This is a genomic window from Thermovenabulum sp. (assembly GCF_049723235.1).
Lineage (GTDB): Bacteria > Bacillota > Thermosediminibacteria > Thermosediminibacterales > Thermosediminibacteraceae > Thermovenabulum.
The window spans coordinates 166,554-186,286 of sequence record NZ_JBNARB010000002.1 but is presented as its reverse complement, the minus strand read 5'-3'; the positions used below and the strand labels follow the sequence as shown (position 1 = coordinate 186,286).

At 34.6% G+C, this 19,733-nt stretch carries 18 protein-coding genes; 16 read left to right on the top strand and 2 right to left on the bottom strand.

From position 1 onward, the window contains the following. The first annotated feature begins 58 nt into the window (after positions 1 to 58). The 16 genes from ACPLOV_RS02000 to galU all read left to right on the top strand — a co-directional run bounded on the left by ACPLOV_RS02000 (position 59) and on the right by galU (position 18,898). On the top strand, positions 59 to 2,449 hold the full coding sequence (locus ACPLOV_RS02000) for an S-layer homology domain-containing protein (protein ID WP_424910476.1): 2,391 nt from the start codon (positions 59 to 61) through the stop codon (positions 2,447 to 2,449). Positions 2,450 to 2,507: 58 nt separating this feature from the next. Beyond that, positions 2,508 to 3,044, top strand: a complete 537-nt coding sequence (locus tag ACPLOV_RS01995) for a hypothetical protein (protein ID WP_424910475.1) — start codon at positions 2,508 to 2,510, stop codon at positions 3,042 to 3,044. Between the two features lie 25 nt (positions 3,045 to 3,069). Continuing rightward, positions 3,070 to 3,789 (top strand): YveK family protein, encoded by a 720-nt coding sequence (locus ACPLOV_RS01990; protein WP_424910474.1) that lies wholly within the window; start codon positions 3,070 to 3,072, stop codon positions 3,787 to 3,789. Beyond that, the gene (locus tag ACPLOV_RS01985) at positions 3,785 to 4,510 is read left to right on the top strand and encodes a CpsD/CapB family tyrosine-protein kinase (protein WP_424910507.1); all 726 of its coding nucleotides are present in this window, start codon (positions 3,785 to 3,787) and stop codon (positions 4,508 to 4,510) included. The genes ACPLOV_RS01990 and ACPLOV_RS01985 overlap by 5 nt, the downstream gene beginning before the upstream one ends. Before the next feature lie 116 nt (positions 4,511 to 4,626). Then, a complete protein-coding gene (locus ACPLOV_RS01980; protein WP_424910473.1) occupies positions 4,627 to 6,516 on the top strand; it encodes a polysaccharide biosynthesis protein in 1,890 nt (629 codons plus the stop codon). Between the two features lie 29 nt (positions 6,517 to 6,545). Then, positions 6,546 to 7,172 carry a sugar transferase gene (locus ACPLOV_RS01975; protein WP_424910472.1) on the top strand — a complete coding sequence of 209 codons (627 nt, stop codon included), beginning with the start codon at positions 6,546 to 6,548 and terminating at the stop codon, positions 7,170 to 7,172. A gap of 23 nt (positions 7,173 to 7,195) precedes the next feature. Further along, entirely contained in the window at positions 7,196 to 7,831 is a 636-nt protein-coding gene (locus ACPLOV_RS01970; protein ID WP_424910471.1) for an acetyltransferase, read from the top strand. A gap of 6 nt (positions 7,832 to 7,837) precedes the next feature. Then, positions 7,838 to 9,022, top strand: coding sequence for a LegC family aminotransferase (locus ACPLOV_RS01965; RefSeq protein ID WP_424910470.1), 1,185 nt, complete (start codon positions 7,838 to 7,840; stop codon positions 9,020 to 9,022). A 49-nt stretch (positions 9,023 to 9,071) separates the two neighbouring features. Further along, positions 9,072 to 10,424: a UDP-glucose dehydrogenase family protein gene (locus tag ACPLOV_RS01960; protein WP_424910506.1), complete on the top strand. Its 1,353-nt coding sequence runs from the start codon at positions 9,072 to 9,074 to the stop codon at positions 10,422 to 10,424. Next, positions 10,421 to 11,392, top strand: coding sequence for a GDP-mannose 4,6-dehydratase (locus tag ACPLOV_RS01955; protein ID WP_424910469.1), 972 nt, complete (start codon positions 10,421 to 10,423; stop codon positions 11,390 to 11,392). Before ACPLOV_RS01960 ends, ACPLOV_RS01955 begins: the two co-directional genes overlap by 4 nt. A 109-nt stretch (positions 11,393 to 11,501) precedes the next feature. Next, the gene (locus ACPLOV_RS01950; protein WP_424910468.1) at positions 11,502 to 12,947 is read left to right on the top strand and encodes a hypothetical protein; all 1,446 of its coding nucleotides are present in this window, start codon (positions 11,502 to 11,504) and stop codon (positions 12,945 to 12,947) included. Next, entirely contained in the window at positions 12,940 to 13,878 is a 939-nt protein-coding gene (locus ACPLOV_RS01945) for a glycosyltransferase (RefSeq protein WP_424910466.1), read from the top strand. Before ACPLOV_RS01950 ends, ACPLOV_RS01945 begins: the two co-directional genes overlap by 8 nt. Then, a complete protein-coding gene (locus ACPLOV_RS01940) occupies positions 13,853 to 15,157 on the top strand; it encodes a glycosyltransferase (RefSeq protein WP_424910465.1) in 1,305 nt (434 codons plus the stop codon). The genes ACPLOV_RS01945 and ACPLOV_RS01940 overlap by 26 nt, the downstream gene beginning before the upstream one ends. A gap of 95 nt (positions 15,158 to 15,252) precedes the next feature. Continuing rightward, positions 15,253 to 16,368, top strand: a complete 1,116-nt coding sequence (locus tag ACPLOV_RS01935; RefSeq protein WP_424910464.1) for a glycosyltransferase family 4 protein — start codon at positions 15,253 to 15,255, stop codon at positions 16,366 to 16,368. 152 nt (positions 16,369 to 16,520) lie between these two features. Beyond that, the gene (murJ, locus tag ACPLOV_RS01930) at positions 16,521 to 18,035 is read left to right on the top strand and encodes a murein biosynthesis integral membrane protein MurJ (protein WP_424910463.1); all 1,515 of its coding nucleotides are present in this window, start codon (positions 16,521 to 16,523) and stop codon (positions 18,033 to 18,035) included. Then, positions 18,032 to 18,898 carry a UTP--glucose-1-phosphate uridylyltransferase GalU gene (galU, locus tag ACPLOV_RS01925; protein WP_424910462.1) on the top strand — a complete coding sequence of 289 codons (867 nt, stop codon included), beginning with the start codon at positions 18,032 to 18,034 and terminating at the stop codon, positions 18,896 to 18,898. The genes murJ and galU overlap by 4 nt, the downstream gene beginning before the upstream one ends. Positions 18,899 to 18,927: 29 nt before the next feature. On the opposite strand, the gene ACPLOV_RS01920 is transcribed toward galU, so the two are convergent. Both ACPLOV_RS01920 and ACPLOV_RS01915 read right to left on the bottom strand, forming a co-directional pair. Continuing rightward, positions 18,928 to 19,332: a putative toxin-antitoxin system toxin component, PIN family gene (locus ACPLOV_RS01920; RefSeq protein ID WP_424910461.1), complete on the bottom strand. Its 405-nt coding sequence runs from the start codon at positions 19,330 to 19,332 to the stop codon at positions 18,928 to 18,930. Continuing rightward, entirely contained in the window at positions 19,316 to 19,555 is a 240-nt protein-coding gene (locus tag ACPLOV_RS01915) for a type II toxin-antitoxin system Phd/YefM family antitoxin (RefSeq protein WP_424910460.1), read from the bottom strand. The genes ACPLOV_RS01920 and ACPLOV_RS01915 overlap by 17 nt, the downstream gene beginning before the upstream one ends. Positions 19,556 to 19,733 lie beyond the last annotated feature (178 nt).

Below are 19,733 nucleotides of genomic sequence, written 5' to 3'. Positions count from 1 at the left end.
TGGAAGAGGAAAACATTCCTAATTTATTATGATTTCTTAAAGAAGGGGGTATATAAAGGTGAAAAGGGTCATTTCACTATTATTAGTAATTATATTACTGTTTTCGCTAATGCCGATTGCAGGGTTAGCTCAAGATGAATTTTTTCAAATTACATTAGAAAAAATAATTGACGATCAAAATGTCACATTTAAAATAACTACAAACAATAATATTAATATTAAAAAATTGCACTATATTTTAATGAATGAACAAGTGTTTAATGAATTAATGTCTCAGGGTTATGATTTTATTAAAAGTTATTTGTTAAGTAATGATCCTCCTTACGAAGGAATATTTATGAAAGGTCATTTTAATTCTATTATTTCTAATAATCCATTCTATTATCCTTTTGATAAACAAGAAATATCAAGCCGCTTTGACAAAAATACCGATAAAGTTTACTTTTTGTGTATAGCAGAAACTGAGGATGGGCAGATTTCTAATAATTATGTATACAAAGAAATAATTCCTTCAGAAGTATTGGGGAATGTTGTAAAAGCACTGGAAAATATAGATTCAAGAATAACAAAAAATAAGGCCCTTACCATAAAATTAATCGATATATTAAATCAAAAGAATAAGAACGAGCTTTTGAAAAAATTTCTAAATGCTATTCAAGGTACTGATATTGAAGGAAGATTAAATAATTTAGGTATTAATGAAAGGAATTTAATTATTGCTCATAACTTATTTAAAGATGATATAGGTTATACATATCTTAAAGAAGAAATTAATAAAGGTAAATTAAGCGAAAATGAAGCTTTCATAGGTGCTGCTAATACGGCTATTAATGAGATCTTCAAACAAGATTGGTCACCTTTAAAGTTGCTTTATAATAAAATTATCGAAAAGTTTGGTACGCTAACGGACTTTTTAAGATATGTAAGGGAAAAAGAAAATTACTTTGTTTCGGATTATAAAGACTCAATGACTATTAAATATGAAAACAACACAGTGAAGATATACTATAATAATGATTTACTTACGTTTATTAATAACCAGGTTTTAACTCCGAAGGGTATTGCGACAATTTCTTCAACTGATATAACGAATATCCTATCCGCCTTCAACGCCGTCCTGGCAGAATTCACCGGAGATGATGCAAAAGCCATAGCCGAATACTTCAAAGCCCAGGGTTATAATGTCGTTGGCCTTCCCACATCGACTGTTGAGCCTGGCGGTGGCACGGGTGGAGGCGGCGGTGCTCCTTCTACATCTAAAACCGAAGAAACCATTGATGATAAAAAGGCAGAATTTAAGGTAAATATCACAGCCGCAAAAATAACTGAATCCCAGGGCAAAGCCATTATTACCTTTGACTCTTCCGCAGTTAATGAGATTCTAAAAGCCTTTGAAAACACAGCGGCAAAAGCCTCCGGAAAAGAATTTACCATGACCCTTAATCTTGCTTCTTCCGATATTAAAACGGCAAATATAGAAGCGAATATCCCAAAAGAAATATTTGCAAAAGCCTTTGAAAAAGGCGCAACGGTTAAGATAATGCTGAATGAATTAACCATGGATTTACCGAAGAACGTTCTGGATGTTTCTATCGGCACCAACGTCAAGATTGAAGTTAAACCCGACGATGTGTCACAAGTGATAAATACCCTCACAAATTACAAACTTATAAGCACACCAAAGGATATTGTTATAAAAATTGACGACAAACAGGCAAATATTAATGGAAAGGTTACACTGAGGTTCAGCATAAAAGGACTTACCACAAATATAGATAAACTCGGGTTATACTTTGTTGACAAAGAAAAAGGCACCCTTCAATTTATCGGTGGCAAGGTAGATAAGCAAAACAGCGAAATAATCGCAAAAACATCACACTTTAGCACCTATGCTGTAATGGAATACAATAAGACCTTTGATGATATAACATCGCACTGGGCCAAAAACTATATAGAATCCCTTGCATCAAAATATATAGTAAACGGCAAAGAAGAAAAGAAATTTGATCCCGAAGGAAAAGTGACCCGTGCAGAATTTACGAAGATGATTTTAAATGCCTTAGAAATTGATAAAGTGCCCTACAGCAATTCTTTTGAGGATGTTAAAAAAGACACCTGGTATGCCGATTATGTCGAAACCGCCTATAGATACGGAATAATAAAAGGAAAAGTTGAAGGCAAGGTATTTGACCCGAACGGCTATATCACAAGACAGGAAATCTTTGCGATCCTCGCAAGGGCTATGAAATTAGCACCTTCTAAGGATGCTGCAGAAAAACTATATATATTTAAAGATTATAAAGATATTGCGGATTACGCCAAAGAATACACCGCAGCTTTGATTGAGCAAAAAATAGTATCTGGCTACGAAGACATGACGGTCAGACCCAAAAACAATGCGACGAGAGCAGAAGCAGCAAAATTAATTTACGAAATCTATAATAGATAAAAATACCGGGTGCCTCAAAAGGGCACCCGGCCTACTTAAATAATACAGGAGAAAAACAATGAGAAAAAAGTATTTTAGCGTATTATTAATTATATTGTTAATTTTATTTTCCTTCATCTTTATAATCTACCAAAAATCCGATTATCTATTTATAAAAATATTATCAATGTTCGATAAAGGCAGCGAAAGGGAGAATATAAAAGACCTCGTTAAAGAGCAGGAAACAAATCAAGAAGAAACAAATGATATTAAAAAGCAAGAAGAAGAAGAAATACAAAATACCGAGCCAAAAGAAAAAACAGGTAAAGATTCGCAAAACAATACAAAAGAACTAATTGAGCAAAAAATTCAAAACGAACCAATTATAACCGACAATATTACAAAAATAGAAAATCAGGATAAAGCCGAGATAATGAAAATTGTATTAGGAAAACTTTCAAGGGATGATATAAGTTTTTTATTAAACCTTGCAAAAGACGGATTAACCGAGGAAGAAAAGGAAAGGGCAAAAGCCTTAGCCTATCAAAGGTTTACTAAAGAAGAAATAGAAGAGATAAAAAGGCTATACGAAAAATACAGGAATTTAGTAAAGTAAATATGACTAATAGGGGGCAAATAATGTGACCGAGCAGGAAAACTATTTTGATGAACCGGTGGAAGAGATTTCCCTCAGGGAATTGATTGATATTATAAAAAGAAGGAAAAAGATCATTATAATATCCCTTCTTATATGCTTGCTTATATCTTCAGTATATACCTTTTTCATAGTAAAACCCGTATACGAATCCTACACTACCATAATGGTGGGGAAACCCAAGCACAATATCACCGACCCGGAAGTACCTATAACCTATCAGGAGGTGCAGACAAACAGGCTCCTTGTGTCCACCTATGGAGAAATCGCAAAGAGCCGATCTGTGCTTGAGGAAGTAGCTAAAAATTTAAAATTGAACTATTCCTACGAACAGTTAAAAAATAAGGTCAGCGTAAATCTTGTAAAAAACACCGAAATCATTGAAATAAGGGTGCAGGATACCTCACCCGAGCTTGCGGCAACCATTGCCAATGAAACGGCAAAATCCTTCTCAAAACAGGTTATAAGGATTATGAATGTGGAAAACGTGCAGGTGATAGACGAAGCGATACCTATATATAATAAGGTAAAGCCCAAAGCCGCATTAAACATTACCCTTTCCGCGGTGCTGGGACTTATGCTGGGCGTGTTTGCTGTATTCATGGCAGAATTCATGGATAATACGGTAAAAACCCCGGAAGAAGTCATGCGCTACCTCGGAATCCCGGTCTTAGCCTCCATACCTTTGGTGGAAAAGGAGGATTAATATGAATATGAAATTACTTGATGATATATACGTCCTTGACGATCCCAAATCCGTAGTATCGGAGGCTTTCAGGGTCTTCAGGACAAATCTTCAATTTGCAAGCATAGATAAACCCTTAAAGAAAATTCTCATCACAAGCAGCGTGCCCCGGGAAGGGAAAAGCTCAGTAGCGGCAAACCTTGCGGTTACCCTTGCCAGTGCTGAAAAAAGCGTGCTTTTAATAGATGCGGACTTAAGGCGCCCCAAGCAAAATAAAATATTTTACATAGAAAACCATATAGGCCTTTCCAATTTCCTTGCGGAAAACATTGAGCTTGATAGCGTAATACAAAGCACCGTAATACAAAATCTTTATATTCTACCCAGCGGCCCTGTCCCACCCAATCCGGCAGAAGTCTTAAGCTCAAAAAAGATGAAAAACTTCCTTGAAGAAGTAAGCCAAAACTACGACTACCTTATAATCGACTCACCACCCGTAAACAGCGTTGCGGATGCCTCCATACTATCCACCCTCGTGGACGGGGTGATACTGGTTACCGCCTGCCACGAAACCGAAAGGGAAGCTTTAATAGTAGCAAAAAACCAGCTTGAGAAAGTAAACGCAAGGATCCTCGGTGTAGTACTGAATAAGGTTAAAGAAAACTCCGGAAGCTATTATTACTATTATTACTACTACGGTGAGGATAGCCACAAAATAAGGAAAAAGAGGAAAAATTATTGATATTACAAAAACTTTATAAAAGAAGGATTATCGTTATTCGTGTAGAAATCTTAACTGTTTATGGCAAAAAGAAGTGTAAAAGGTTATTCTAAAACCTTGGGAAGGTCGTGGGTGGGGTGAGTGAATATTTCTCGCTTATAAGGCGGATAAGCAGAAAAAACGATTTAGTGATAATCCTGATGCTTTTAATAGATTCATTGATAGTAAATATATCATTACATATGTCTCTTTATTTGAGATTTGAAGGAGTTATCCCAAAGCAGTATTTATTAATATATTTAAAAACATGGCCTGTTATTACTTTTACATCCCTCTTTTCGTACGTATTATTTAATCTTTATACCAGGATATGGAAATTTGCGAGCATCGATGAATTAATATGTATTTTCCTTGGGACCACTTTTTCTACGTTATTAATGATATTTTATACATTTGCTTTTAATTTAAACTATCCGAGAAGCATATACATATTATATTGGATGATTTCAACAATTTTGATAGGATTTACAAGGCTTTTTCTCAGGATATACGGAAACATAAACGGTGCTGTTAAAAACGGCATTAAAGGCAAAAAAAAGGTGCTTGTAATCGGTGCGGGTTCGGCGGGCTCTATGGTTATAAAAGAATTCAAAACAAAACCAGAACTTAAAATGCACCCCATAGGTATTATAGACGACGATACGTTAAAACATGGGATGAGCATATATGGAGTAAAAGTTTTAGGAGGACGAGATAGGATTGAAAAAGTAGTAAATAATTACGGTGTAGAAGAGATTATAATTGCTATGCCTTCCGTGGATAGAAACGAAATAAGAAAAATAGTGGATATCTGCAGGAGAACAAAAAGAAAAATTAGGATAGTCCCCGGGATTTATGAGCTTTTGAACGGGAATGTAGACGTTAAAAAAATCCGCGATGTAAAAATAGAAGATTTGCTTGGCAGAAAACCCGTAAAGCTAAATTTGGATAAAGCTAAGAAATATCTGGAAAATAAAACGGTTCTTATAACGGGGGCAGGGGGATCTATTGGTTCTGAGCTTGTAAGGCAGGTAGTAAATTTTAATCCGAAGTTATTAATACTTTTTGATATAAATGAAAATAACATATTTGAACTTGAGAATTACTTAAAAATGAATTATCCCGAGCAAGAATACATTCCGGTAATAGGGAGCGTACGGGACCAGGAAAAAGTAGAATACATAATGATGGAATATAAGCCCGATGTGGTATTTCATGCAGCGGCTCATAAACACGTACCTCTTATGGAAATAAACCCGTCGGAGGCAATAAAAAATAATATATTCGGGACTATAAATTTAGCCGAAGCAGCTGATAAATACGATGTAGAAAAATTTATCCTTATATCAACGGATAAAGCAGTAAATCCTTTAAACGTTATGGGTGCTTCCAAAAGGGCAGCGGAAATAGTAATACAGATGATGGCAAAAAGAAGCAAAACCTGTTTTGCAGCGGTAAGATTCGGTAATGTGCTCGGCAGTTCAGGCAGCGTAATACCGCTTTTTAAGAAACAGATTGAAGCCGGTGGGCCCGTAACGGTAACTCATCCTGAAGTAACACGGTATTTCATGACAATACCCGAAGCCGTTCAGCTTGTCATTCAGGCAGGGTCAATGGCAAAAGGCGGGGAAATATTCGTTCTCGATATGGGAGAGCCGGTAAAAATACTCGACCTTGCAAAAGAAATGATAAGATTAAGCGGTTTAGAACCCGAAAAGGATATAAAGATAGAATTTACCGGGTTAAGACCCGGAGAAAAGCTACATGAAGAATTATTTTATGATAAAGATAGGGTATTAAAGACCGAGAATGAAAAAATATATATTGAAAAACCCTGCGATAACTACTTAGAATTCAAAAAAGAGATAGAAAACCTAAAAAACATATTCCTATCCCACGATCCAAATATAAAAAAGATTTTCAACAGAGTTGAGCAGTATTTTTCTTATGAAATAGATGAAAAGGTAATAAATTTGAGAAATATGTGATGGTTTTGGGCAATAGGGGGGTATACAGGATGTATAGAAAATATATAAAACGAATATTGGATTTTATATTTGCAGTAATTTTGTTGATTATTGCTTCTCCTATTATGCTTTTGGCAGCGATTGCAATAAAAATAGAAGATCCTAAAGGCCCTGTATTATTTACACAAAAACGTCCAGGCAAGGATGCAAAAATATTTACAATATATAAATTCAGAACAATGAAAGTGGAAACCGAAAAAGATGGGAGAAAATTAACTGATTTTGAAAGAATGACAAAAGTCGGATCTTTTTTAAGGAAAGCCAGTATCGACGAACTTCCCCAATTATTTAATATAATACGAGGCGAAATGAGTTTTATAGGCCCAAGACCTCTGTTAGTTGATTATCTAAAATATTATTCGAAGGAACAAATGAGGAGACATGAAGTATTACCCGGAATTTCAGGCTGGGCACAAGTAAATGGACGCAATGCCATTACTTGGGAGGAAAAATTTAATTACGATATTTGGTATGTAGACAATTTATCCTTTTTAGTGGATTTAAAAATATTATTTATGACAATATACAATGTTTTAAAAAGGGAAGGAATAAATAATTCTAAATTTGATACAATGCCTTTTTTTACTGGAAGCATTAACAATGCAAATTTTAATTAATATAAAGTAAGTGGTGAAAATTAATGTCAAAATTACTTATATTAGGCGCAGGCGGACATGGAAAAGTAGTAGCAGATATCGCAAAATCTATGAATTATTGGGATGAGATTTGTTTTTTAGATGATGACATAAAAAAATTAAATTCAATAATTAATGGTTTTAAAGTAATTGGTAGATTTGATGATTATAAAAAATTTAAAGAAAGTTTTACCTATGCTTTTGTAGCAATTGGTAACAATAAATACAGATTGTCAATATTAGAAGAATTGGAAAAAGTAGGATATAAAATACCTGTTATTAAGCATAATTTTTCATATATTAGTGATACCGTGCAAATTGGTGAAGGGACAGTTATAATGCCAGGAGTAGTAATAAATACAAATACGATAATAGGTAAGGGATGTATTATAAATACCTCATCCAGCATCGATCATGATTGTATTTTAAAAGACGGTGTCCATATATCTCCTGGGGCGAATATTGGAGGTACTGTAAATATAGGTAAATGCACATGGGTATGTATAGGTTCAAAAATCATTAATAATGTAACCATTGGAAAGAATGTAATAATTGCTGCTGGTTCAGTAGTTACTAAAAATATACCTGATAATATTATGGTTGCTGGTATTCCAGCAATATTTAAGAAAAATGTGGAGTGATAATAAGTGAATAATAATAAATTTATCCCCCTTTCGGTACCCAATCTTTCCTTAAAAATTCTTGAAAATATAAAAGAAACCATAGAAACCGGATGGGTTTCAACGGGTGGAAGGTTTATAAAGGAATTTGAAGAAAAAGTTGCAAAATATGTGGGAGTTGAAAAAGCAGTATCCTGCCAAAGCGGAACTGCAGGACTTCATCTTGCTTTGAGGGTAATGGGTATAAAGCCAGGAGATGAGGTAATTGTTCCTACTTTAGCTTTTATAGCTACTGTAAATCCGGTAAAATACATGGGAGCAGAACCCGTATTTATGGATTGTGATGATACTCTCTGTATGGATATGGATAAGCTTGAGGAATTTTTAGAAAATGAATGTCATTTTATTGATGGAAAAGTGATAAATAAAAAGACAAAAAGACAAATAAAAGCTGTCATTGTAGTGCATGTTTTTGGAAATCCGGCAAATATGGAAAAATTGATGAAAATAAAAGAAAAATATAATTTAAAACTCATAGAAGATGCCTGCGAAGCTTTGGGATCTTACTATAAAGAAGGAAAATATAAAGGAAAATTTTGCGGAACAATTGGAGATATAGGAGTATATTCATTCAATGCCAATAAAATCATTACTACCGGCGGCGGAGGAATGGTAGTATCTCAAAATAAGGAATTGCTTAATAAAGTCGAACATCTATCCCTTCAAGCCAAAGTTGATCCGTTATACTTTGTGCATGATGAAGTAGGATATAACTATAGAATGACAAACATTCAAGCAGCTTTTGGAGTAGAACAAATTGACAGATTGGAAGAATTTATTGAAACAAAAATAAGAAATTATAATTTATACAAAAAAGAAATTGAAAATATAGAAGGTTTAACCCTTCTTCCTTTTAGGGAAGATACAAGACCAAATTATTGGTTTTATTCTGTTGTAGTGGATAAAGAAAAATATGGGATAGATAGAGATGAACTTTTGAAAAAGTTGAATGGAAATAACATTCAAACAAGACCTCTTTGGAGATTAATACATAAACAAAAATCCTATAAAGAAAATGAGGCATATAAGATAGAAAAAGCCGAGTTTTATGAAAGGAATGTGATTAATTTACCGTGTAGCAGTAATTTAACCGAAGAAGATGTGGAGATAGTAATAAAAGCTTTGAAGGATATAAAAGACGGAGAAATGTAATTCCTTAGATTGAGGGGAGAAGATTTAAGGAGGATGCAATTTGAAAGTAATGATTATTGGCGCAGGCTATGTAGGTTTAACTACAGGCCTTGCATTAGCTTATGTTGGACATAAGGTCGATGTTATTGAAAAGAATAAAGAGAAATTAAACAAACTGAAGTCTAAAACAAGTCCAATCTACGAAAAAGGTGTACAAGAGCTAATAGAATTGGTAAAAGATAATATAAATTTTTGGGAAAAACCTGATGAAGTAATTAAAGAAGCAGAAATTGTTATTATTGCAGTAGGGACTCCACCTAAAAAAAACGGAGAAGCGGATTTAAGTTATTTAGAAGATGCTATAAGAGATATATTAAAAAAAATAAATTTAGAGAAAGATTATACACTTGCGATAAAATCTACAGTTCCTATTGGGACAAATAATAAAATAGATAATATAATTAAAGAATTTTATAGAGAAAAAGGAATTGAAAGTAAAATTCATTTAGCATCGAACCCGGAATTTTTAAGAGAAGGTATGGCATTATATGATACGTTATATCCTGATAGAATAGTAATTGGTTCTTTATCAGCAAAAGCTATATCGGATTTACAAGAATTATATAAACCTATTTTACAGCAAACGTTTACTCCACCTTCATTTATAAATAAACCTAATGCATTTAACTTACCACATCTAATAATTACAGATCCTACAAGTAGTGAAATGATAAAATACGCTGCAAACGCTTTTCTTGCATTGAAAATTAGTTTTATTAATGAAATTGCTGGATTATGCGAAAAAGTTGGTGCAAATATAAAGGATGTTGCAAGAGGAATCGGTACGGATAAAAGAATAGGGATTAGCTTTTTGAATGCGGGAATAGGTTGGGGGGGGAGCTGTTTTCCAAAGGATACTTTAGCACTTTTGGAATTTGCAAAGGAGATAGGATATAACATGCCAATTGTATCTGCAGCAAGAGAAGTAAATCAAAGGGCAAGGAAAGCAGTAATTGATAAATTAAAAACCTATTACGGTGATTTAAGAGAAAAAACAATTGCAGTATTAGGGCTTGCATTCAAACCTGGAACTGATGATGTAAGAGAGTCACCTGCATTAGATATAATAAAAATTCTTCTTAATGAAGGAGCAAAAGTGAAGGCTTGCGATCCGGTAGCCCTCCAAAACGCTAAAAAAGCTATTGGAATAAATGAAAAAATCAATTTTTTCACAAATCCTTATGAGGCGGTAGAAGGCGTGGATGCGGCAATTTTTGCAACTGAATGGCCCGAATGGGCAAATTTGGATTTTGTAAAATTAGCGAGTAAGATGAGAACACGGCTGTTTATTGATGGAAGGAATTTCTATGAGCCTGAAGAAGTTAAAAAAGCAGGATTTACATACATGGGGGTAGGAAGGTGAAACATGCACTGGTTACAGGAGGAGCTGGCTTCATAGGAAGCCACCTTATTGATAAGCTGCTTGCTGAAGGATGGAAAGTAACAAATATAGACAACTTCGATAACTTCTACGATAGGACAATAAAAGAAGAAAATATAAAGGGGCATTTCGATTATAATAATTATACTTTAATCGAAATTGATATAAGGGATTTTGATGCTTTAAAGGAAAAATTAACTGGAGATTATGATGTAATAGTACATCTTGCTGCTAAAGCAGGTGTAAGACCGTCAATTGAAGATCCTATAACTTATCAGGAAGTAAATGTTAAGGGTACACAGAACTTGTTGGAACTTGCAAAGAACTTGGGGGTAAAGCAGTTTATATTTGGTTCGTCTAGTAGCGTTTATGGTATAAATCCAAATGTACCATGGAAGGAAGACGACCATGTGCTGATGCCCATAAGCCCATATGCCAGTACCAAAGTAAGTGGCGAACTTATGGGCCATGTTTACAGTCATTTGTATGGTATTCGTTTTATCGCTGTCAGGTTTTTCACAGTATATGGCCCACGCCAGCGCCCGGATTTGGCGATACATAAATTTGCAAGGAAAATAATAGAAGGCGAACCCATTCCCATATATGGAGATGGGTCAAGCAGGAGGGATTATACTTATATTGATGATATAATTCGGGGTATAAGATCTGCAATGGATTATGATAGGACAATATACGAAGTTATAAATCTGGGAAACAACCATACGATAAGTCTGTTGGAGATGGTAAAAGCATTAGAAGAAGCTCTTGAAATTAAAGCAAAGCTGGAATTTTTATCTCCACAGCCGGGAGATGTTCCGCAGACATGGGCAGATGTGGAGAAGGCTAAAGAAATTTTAGGTTTTATTCCAAATATATCCTATAAAGAAGGGATCCGAAGGTTTATAGAATGGTTTAATAATCATATGAATCATAAAAAATTTTTAGTTTAAAATGTTCAAAGATTTGGAGATCAATCGTAATTCTAATCTCTCAATTTTGTTAATTACCGAGATAGAATGAAAAAGACATAGTTTTTTTATAATAAGGAGACAAAGAAATATGAATGTTTATGATAGAATTCTATTTTTATTTATTTGCTTAAACGGAAGCATAATAATTACTTTAGTTACTCCAGGCAGTTTAACTATTCGCTTTCTTTATCTCTTTGTATCTATATATTTAATATTTACTTCTTTTTTAGGTCGGCATAATATATTTTGCAACCCATTTAATCCCTATATTGCTTATCGTTTGGTACTAATGGTAACTATGGTATTACAGATACCTAGATCACTTATAAAGGGGATCAACTTTTCAGAAGAAACTTATGTTACTATTTTGCTCACTGTACTTTCATTCTTTATAACAATGGATATTGTGGCATATTTTATTCCAAAAGTTATGAATATTCCAGTAATCGATTTCACTCGAAATCGCGCACCAGTATCTTCTTACTTTTTTGTAGTTATATATTTTATGGGTTGGCTATTTCGTGTTTATTCATTGTCATCTGGTTTATTTTATGGTACTTTCTTTGCTACGCAGCTGATGATTACAACTTTTAGCAATATTATAGGCCAGCTAAATAATATTGGCTTATTAGCATTGATTGGATATGCTATATTTAGTAGTAGACGAAAGCCTAATTTGATAGTTTTTATTATGATAATAGGAGAAATTGTATGGATGCTAATATCTGGGTCTAAAGCTGCTATATTTTATGTGTTACTACCAATAATATTTATTTACTTTTATAAAAGTAAATATCGTGTTGGATGGAAATCTTTAATAATAATAATCAGCCTATTATTTTTAATGATTCTATTTTTTCAAATGGTAAAAGATTATCGTATTGTAGTGCAGAAATATAGTTTAGGGAAAGGGCTTTCATTTCAGTTAATTATTGTAGCATTTAAATCAACTCTAGAAGATGAAAATATAATTACTAACTTAGTTAGTAATTTAGGAGAAATTTTTGATAATGTGCTCGATCGGTTGAACTGGGCTTATTATTACGGAGCTTTATTAGAACAACCTACACTTTTACAAGAGAAGTGGTATGGTAGAAGCTATCTACCGATTTTTTTCTGGTGGATTCCAAGAGCAGTATGGCCTGAAAAACCACAGGTGTCAGTTGGGAATTGGTATGGTCGTACAGTACTAGGATGGACATACAACACCCGGTCAGAAGGGGCTATTACGTTGTGGGGTGATGCTATGATGAATTTTGGGATATTGGGAGTCCTGATTATTCAGATTATTTGGATCTTAGTAGTATTTTTGATTTATCGTTTAGGATTTAGCTTGGGTAACTGGGGTTTCTTTTTTTTAGCATCCGTTTATGTACGGTTACTGCTGGGTCTTGAACAGAATGCAGCAGTTCCATTAGTGGCAATACAACAATCTGCATTAGTTATTTGGATATTTAGTCTTATTACTAAAATGTTTATATGGCTTTATAATAATTTTAAATTGAGGAGGACATTGCGGAGGACTTATGGTTAGTTTGATTTTAACTACATTAAATGAAGAGCAAACAATTACTCTTTTGCTTAAAGATATTCTTATGCAGACAAGGAAGCCGGATGAACTAGTGATTGTAGACGGGGGTTCTACCGACAGGACAGTAGATTTAATACGCGAGTATTCAGAATTGTTAATGTGGGCTGGTATTCGCATAGTGATAAAAGTACTGCTAGGAGCAAACATCGCTCGCGGTCGTAACGAGGCCATTTCAATAGCTAAAGGACCTTATATAGTTGTTACTGATGCTGGATGCCGTTTGGATCCTAAATGGATTGAACGACTAGTAGAGCCATTAGAGGCAGGCCGAGCGGATTTTGTAGGTGGATTTTATCGACCTGTGGCTCATTCTCGCTTCCAGGAAGTGCTAGCTAGTCTAACTACATCTACTCATCCAACACCTAATTTTTTACCATCTAGTCGCTCGGTAGCTTTCACTAAAACACTTTGGCAGCGAGTTGGTGGTTATCCTGAATGGCTTCCGTGGGGGGAAGATACACTATTTGATTGCTTATGTCTTAAAACAGGTGCACGATATGTAGTAGTAGCTGATGCAGTAGTTTATTGGGAGGTACGTTCTAGTTTTCGAGCTGCAATCAAGCAGCATTTTCGCTATGCTTTTGGGGATGGACTAGCCGCGCGTTTCTCAAGTTCTCACCTTGTGCTCCAGGGTATATACTGGACCGCGATCTTTTCATCCCTAATTTTGGAATGGTGGTTACTTTTACCAATTTTTTTATACCCTTTTATTTGGATAATCCGCCGCAAAGTTATAAAGATTACTAACTTGCCATTAGCTTATACAATTGCTTTTTGCATTCAGGCATCAAGGTTTTTTGGATTTATTTGGGGTCTCGTTGTTAAACTATTTTTAAAGGAGGCAAAGCATGAAAATCCTCATTATCACTGCTAATTTTGCACCTAGAGGGGCTTCTTCTGCTATTCGGCCAGTTAATTTTGTTAAATATCTTAAGCGGCAAGGACATAAAGTTAACGTTATAACTTATGATACAAATACTCTAACTGTTTTTTCGCCTCCTGATGTTTCATTGAGTGAAAAAGTACCTTTAGAAGTTGAAGTTAAGCGTGTTTCACCTGGACCTCTGCGAAAATGGATTCTAAGGCAAAAAGCTGGAAGCTATGAAGAAAAATGTAAAATTAAAGAAAATGCTAAAAACAATCTCTTTTTGTCTCTATTGATTCCAGATCCTCATATAGATAGCATCCTAAATTTTTTTCGTGAAGGGGTTCATCAAATTAAAAGCTTTGCTCCAGATGTGCTGCTGACATTTGGATACCCGTTTTCAATTCATATAGTAGGAGCATTGCTTAAACGATGCTATCCTAAAATATGCTGGGTTGCTGATTATGGTGATCCTTGGTCTGGAAGCCCTATAAGTGAGCTTCCGCGACCAGTATGGCGCAAATGGATAGATTATCAACTAGAACGTGTGCTCCTTCATTTGTGTGATATAGTAACAGTTACTACAGACGCCACCAAGGAACTTTATTTAAGTTTATTTCCTTTTTTATCATCAAGAATAGAAGTCTTACCTATGGGTTTTGATCCTGAAGACTTTGAAAATATTTCACCTAAACCACGCCCAGCAGCAGAAGAAGAACTAGTTTGGTTCGTCCATACAGGAAGACTTTATTCAGAGGCTCGAGATCCTAAAGCTTTTGTAAATGCCCTTTCAATTCTCTTGCAAGATGATCCTAATGTCCGCAATAAAATAAAGGTGTACTTTGTGGGTGAGGTGGAAGACTCTATTAAAGCATATATGTTAACATTGCCAGCTAAAGATGTAATTAAATTTATCCCCTGGGTACCTGTCCGGGAGAGCATCGCATGGATGAAGGCAGCAGATTTTCTGTTGCTTTTTGGCAACAGAGGTGGTGTGCAAATACCTGGTAAAATCTACCAATATTTAGGATCAGGACGCCCGATTTTTATGATAAAGCTATTTGAAGCAGATCCCACTGTGAAAATTACATTAAGTACAGAGGATTCTATAATAGTTATGAATGATGAAAAACAGATTTTAAAAGCTCTGCGGAGTGTATTATCTAGGCATAGAGTGATCTCAAGATTAAAAGGTATAGGATATGACTCGCCATATGCATGGTCTCGAATTACTCAAAAGTTTTCAGAAATTGTCCAGCAATTTATTAAGAAGGAAGAACCTTATTAGTAGTTATTTTCGGAAGGATCTTTACTAAATCTTCTTGGTCCTTCGATTTACACATGATAAATTTTATATGTCTTGTAGGGAGGGGGGATTTCTATTTGGCAAAAATTATAGTAGTATCCCATTATACTAAATCTTTGATAAATTTTAGAGGGGATTTAATTAAATCTATATCAAAGCTTGGGCATGATGTAATTGCTTTAGGGCCGGAAAAAGGTTATGAAAATGAATTGAAGAAACTGGGAGCAGAGTTTATTCAAATACCCTTAGATCGAACTGGAGGTAATCCCGCTAAAGATTTAAAGACATTATTAAGTTTGATAAAAGTAATTAATAAAATTGAACCTGATATTGTTTTATCATATGCAATTAAACCTGTAATTTACGGTTCTCTTGCCGCAAGAATTTTAAAGGTTGAGGCAGTCTATTCAATGATTACTGGATTAGGTTATGTGTTTACAAGAGACAAAGGAAAAGAGGGTATTTTAAAGAAAGTTGTAAAAATCTTATACAAAGAAGCTTTGAAAAATAATAAAGCTGTATTTTTCCAAAATCCTGACGATATGGAATTTTTTAGAAGCGAGAAAATATTAGACAATCGTACACAAGCTGTGTTGATAAATGGTTCAGGAGTAAACATAGATAGGTTTTATTACGTGAGCCCACCAATTAAACCTTTATCTTTTTTACTTATTGCCAGATTGATATGGGATAAAGGAATTGGAGTATATGTAGAAGCTGCTCGAAAGCTCAAATCTCGTCATCCAGAAGTTTCTTTTAAACTACTTGGGCCTTTCGATAGTAATCCAGCGGCTATTAAAAAAAATGATGTTGAAAAATGGATTTCTGAAGGTATTATAGAATATTTAGGAGAAACAGAAGATGTTAGGCCATATATTGCAAATTCAAGTGTATACGTTTTGCCATCTTATTATAGAGAGGGTACACCGCGTTCTATTCTCGAGGCTATGGCTATGGGAAGGCCTATAATTACTACGAATGCACCAGGATGCAAGGAAACAGTAAAAGAAGGAGTTAATGGTTTTTTAGTTCCTACAAAAGACCCATACTCACTTGCAAGAGCAATGGAAAAATTTATTCAAAACCCTGATTTAATAATTTCAATGGGAAAAGAAAGTAGGAAAATTGCGGAAATGAAATATGATGTAAATACGGTTAATAATATTATTTTAAAGACAATGTCGTTAATTTAGATTGTTAATGAGAAAATTAAATTTTATATTTTTTATCTAAGATAAAAAAATATATTTTTAAACAATATATTAAGCGAGAAGTAGTTGTAAATTAATTAATTAAGTATTTACTATAGAAAATGTATTTAAATAAACATTCGAGGTGTCTACCATTGCAAAAAACAGCATTTATATTAATTATAATATCTATAACATCAAAGTTTATGGGTTTTGCAAGGGAAACGGTGCTTTCGTATTTTTACGGGGCGTCAAACATAAGTGATGCTTATTTGATATCCCTAACCATCCCTGCGGTGGTTTTTTCTTTTTTGAGTGGTGCCCTTGGGACAAGTTATATTCCTTTGATGGGAAGTATTGCAAAAGAAAAAGGCGAAAGGGAAGCCTTAAGGTTTACGAATAACATTGTAAATTTTGTTATATTAATTGCAACAATTTTAGCATTATTTGTTTTATCCTTTACCGCACCGGTGGTAAGGCTTTTTGCTTCGGGTTTTAAAGAGGAAACTTTTAAAATGGCAGTTGCTTTCACGAAGATAGCGGTATTCGGAGTTTATTTTACCGGGCTTACATATATTTTCAGCAGTTTTTTGCAGATTAAAGGGAATTTTGTAATCCCTGCCCTTGTTGGTTTTCCATACAGTATATTGGTTATCTTATCCATATTTTTGAGTAAAAAATTGAATTATTTATATATACTATCTTTCGGAAGCGTTATTGCCATTGCTTCTCAGTTTCTTCTGGTCTTTATTTTTTCTTTGAAAAAGGGTTTTTTTTATAGATTTTTTTTGGATTTTAAGGATGAATATTTAAAAAAGATAATAAGCCTTTCTATACCCGTTATGCTCGGCACATCGGTAAGCCAGCTGAATGTTTTAATAGACAGGACCATTGCATCGGGGATAGTGGTGGGCGGTATATCTGCTTTAAATTATGCAAACAGGTTGAACGGCTTTATACAGGATATTTTTGTAAATTCCCTTTCTACCGTAATGTACCCTTTGATTACTAAGATGGTGGCATCGGAGGATATAAAAGGATTTAAGAGGGTTATAGGGGAGAATATAAATTTGATAAATGTTTTCCTCGTACCTGCTACCGTCGGGCTTTTTATTTTTTCCGTTCCCATAACAAAGCTTGTCTACGGCAGGGGAGCCTTTGATAATAGGGCTTTGGTTTTAACCTCCGGAGCGCTTCTTTTTTACTCTTTGGGGATGACCGGGGTAGGGGCAAGGACTATTCTTTCAAGGGCTTTTTATTCCCTGCAGGATACCAGGACCCCGATGATAAATTCGGTGTATGCGGTGGTTTTGAATATAATATTAAACATTACCCTTTCTAAGTTTATGGGGATAAGCGGTATAGCCCTTGCTACGAGTATTTCCAACCTTTTTTGCACCGGACTTTTGTTTTTGAGTTTAAAAAAGAAGATAGGCTCTTATGGAATGAAGGATATGGTATTTACCTTTTTAAAAGTAGTTACTGCTTCGTTGGTGATGGGGGCAGTTGCAAAGTTATTTTATGTTAAATGTTACAGTATACTCGGAGGGGTTTTTTCGCTTTTATCTGCCATTTTTGTTGGGGCGGCTGTGTATTTTATAATTATCCTTTTTATGAGGATAAAAGAGGTAGATTTTATTTTATCAAAGGTGAGGGGGTATTTTTCGTGAAGATAAAAAAAGCGGTTATTCCCGCTGCGGGGCTTGGGACGAGGTTTTTGCCTGCAACCAAGGCTCAACCTAAAGAAATGCTTCCTATCATAGACAAGCCCACGATACAGTATATTGTGGAGGAAGCGGTAAAGTCGGGCATAGAGGAAATACTTATAATCACAGGCAGGAATAAAAGGGCTATTGAGGACCACTTTGACAGGAATGTGGAGCTGGAGCTTGAGCTCAAGAAAAAGGGAAACGGCGAGCTTTTAAAACTCATTGAGGATATATCAAACCTTGCGGATATCCACTACATAAGGCAAAAGGAGCCGAGGGGGCTCGGGCATGCGGTTTACTGTGCAAAAACGTTTGTGGGAAATGAACCCTTTGCGGTGCTTTTGGGTGATGATGTGATAGATTCAGAAGTGCCCGTATTAAAGCAGATGATAAAGGTCTATGAAAAATATAACTGCAGTATTATAGGGGTGCAGGAGGTAAAAAGGGAGGATGTTACAAAATACGGGATAATAGATGCAAAGCCCATAGATGAAAGGATTTATAAGGTGGAAAACTTGGTGGAAAAGCCCTCCGTTGAGGATGCGCCGTCAAACCTTGCGATACTAGGAAGGTATATAATAACACCCAGGATTTTCGAGATCCTCGAAAATACCAGGCCAGGCAGGGGCGGGGAGATACAGCTCACCGATGCCCTAAAAGGGCTTTTGGACTATGAAGTGATGTACGCTTACAATTTTGAAGGGAAAAGATATGATGTGGGGGACAAGATGGGATACCTTGCGGCAACGGTGGAGTTTGCGTTAAAAAGGGAGGATTTAAACGGAATATTCAGGGATTATTTGATCAATCTGCTTGGAAAGTAAAAGCCCGCTTTTAAAGCGGGCTATTTTTCCTAGAGTCTTAAAAACTCATCAGGAGTAATTGCTTTATTAGTTAGTTTTAAAAATCTTTCGTCTCTTGTTACTATATAATCAGCTTTTATTTTTTTTGCACACTGTAACTGGAGCGCATCTTCAAAATCGTTGAATTCTGAAAATCTAAGCGCTTTTTCTATGTCTTTTTTTGCGATGCTAACCGGCTTTGCAATTTCCATTAAGGTAGTTATAGCTTCTATACAAATTTCATGAGAGAGTTCTTTTCTTATAAAATAATAAATATCGGTAATGGCAAAAGAGGCTATGAAAGCCTCTATTTTTTCTTCTTCAGATAATTTAAAAATTTTATAAGCTGCCTCATCAAAAGGTTTTCTTTTTAGCAGAAGGTCGAGGACTACATTTGTGTCAATCATTATTTTCATATTTTTTTATCCTTTCATTTCGGATCTGCTTCAAAGTATAATCTTTTTCTTTGTAATTTTTTAGAAGTCCATATAAAAAATCGGTTTTATTTTTATTTTTTTGATTTATTGGGACGAGTTTGGCTATTTCTTTACCATTTTTGGTGATTATAATAGGTTCTTTTTCGACGAGTTTCAAATACTTACCCGCTCGCATTTTAAATTCTGATGAGGTCACTCTCATCAATCACACCTCCTATTTTGGTTAATATTATTATATGCAAATTGACTATTTATATCAATATATAAATAACCATTATGTAGAGTCTGATTTATTCTATTTTATTTTCGAATAAATGGTTAAAACTATAATATATAATTTGATGTGATTTGCGGTATTTGGTTAGAAAGATTTTTTGCAA